Genomic DNA, 1,812 nt, shown 5'->3' on the forward strand with positions numbered 1-1,812 from the left:
GCCGGGGCGGGGCTCCGGGCGTGTCCGGGCCGCCGCCGGGGCGGCGGGCGCCGGGTGGGCAAGCCGGTCGCACCAGTGATCCAGGTCCTCACGGTGGACGGGGGTGGAGCGGCGTGCGTGCAGCGACAGGACGGCGTCACGCAGGGGAACGGCCGAGGGAGGCAGCGGGTCGTCGGGCCGCTCGTAGCCGAGCCACCAGTGGTCGAGGAGCACACCGAGGCCGTGGCCGTCCGTCAGCATGGCGTCGATGTCCAGGTGGACGACCCCGGCACCGTCCGGGCCCAGGGACACCTCGACGGTGTACGGCGGCCAGCCGGCGGCCTGGAGCGGCGCCGGGTCCGTCAGCCGCTCGCGGACCTCCCGTACGTGCCGGGCGAAGGTGTCCGGTTCTGCTCCGGCCAGGTCGTGTACGGGGATGTCGGCCCGCGCCTCCGGGGCGATCCGCTGGCGGCCGTCGTCATCGATCAGGATCCGCAGGATGTCGTGGTGCGCGACCAGGCGCCGCCAGGCGGCCGTGAGCCGTACCGGGTCGAGCGCGGGCAGGGCGAACTCGCGGTACAGCCGACAACCCACCGGGTCCGGGCCGAGGTCGGGGTCCCGGCCCACCAGGTAGGCCTGCTGGACGGGTGTGAGCGGGAACGGCTCCCCGCCGGGATCCGGCCCGGACGGTGCCGGGGAGCTGTCCGGGCGGTCGGCGCCGGGGGACGGCGGGACGGACTCGGCCAACTTGTCGATGAGTTGGCGCGTGGTGGCCCCCGCCCCGAGCCAGTCGACGGCGATCCTGACCCCGTGGGCGGCCTCGATCCCGAGCACCAGACGGGTCGCCGCCAGCGAGGCGAGCCCGTACTCGCGCAGGGGTGTGTCCAGGGACAGCTCCGCGCCCCCCGACCTGACCTCGCCGACGAGGCGGACGACCGAGCGGGCGAGGTCGTCGTGGTTCATGGGATCCTCCTTCGCGGCAGGGGCGGGGGGTGTGCGGTGCCCGGCTCGGCGAGCCGGATGGTGCGGCGGGGAGCGGCGCCCCGGACGCCCCGGGTCGACCTGATGGAACGTCACATCAGCGCGTCAGAGCGGGTGTTCGGCCAGAAACCCGGCCACCGCCTCGAACAGCTCCGGCTCTCCCCGGAACACCGAGATGTGGTCGCCGTGCGGTCGGACCAGGCTCACCGCGCCCGGCAGCGCGGCGGCCACCGCCGCCGATCCGCCGGGGTGGGCGGTGTGGTCGTCCGTGCTGGTCACGACGAGCACCGGCTGGTCCAGCCCGGCCAGCCGCAGGCGGAGGTCCTCACCCATCACCGCGCTGTTCAACGCGCAGTAGCGGGCGAACAGTTCGGCCGTCGCGTACGGGTAGAGCACCAGGTGGGCGAGGTCGGCGGGGACGTTGTCGCCGATCGACCGGCAGAGCGTCTCGTGGATCGTCGCGGCCAGCCCGGGGTCGGAGCACGCCATCGCCATGAGGGCCTGGAGATTGCGCTGGTGGTCCGTCTTGGGGCTGTCCGGGCCGAGGTCGAAGTCGCCGTGCCAGAGGCTGAGCGAGGTGATCCGGTCCGGGTGCAGCGCGGCGGCGGTGACGGCCGGCACGGCGCCGCCGCACAGTCCCACCACATGGGCCCGGGCCACGCCGGCCCGGTCCATCGCGGCCAGGAGGTCCCCGGCCTGCGCGGGCACACCGTAGTCGCCCGGCGCCGGTTCGCCGGGATCCGCGAACAGGCCCCGGCTCTCCCAGGTCACCACGTAGTGCGTACGGGCGAGTTCGCGGATCCACCGCTCGGCCAGCCGGGCCGGCATGCCGGGCGCGAGGGCCAGCACCAC

The 1,812-nt window shown here is 75.2% G+C and carries 2 protein-coding genes; both read right to left on the minus strand.

The window, feature by feature from the left end:
* On the minus strand, positions 1-942 hold a 942-nt coding region (locus tag GT042_RS39925; protein WP_272925760.1), incomplete at its 3' end, for a phosphopantetheine-binding protein.
* Positions 943-1,065: 123 nt separating this feature from the next.
* On the minus strand, positions 1,066-1,812 hold a 747-nt coding region (locus GT042_RS27540), incomplete at its 5' end, for an alpha/beta hydrolase (protein ID WP_237531262.1).

The organism is Streptomyces sp. SID3212 (assembly GCF_009865405.1).
GTDB lineage: Bacteria > Actinomycetota > Actinomycetes > Streptomycetales > Streptomycetaceae > Streptomyces.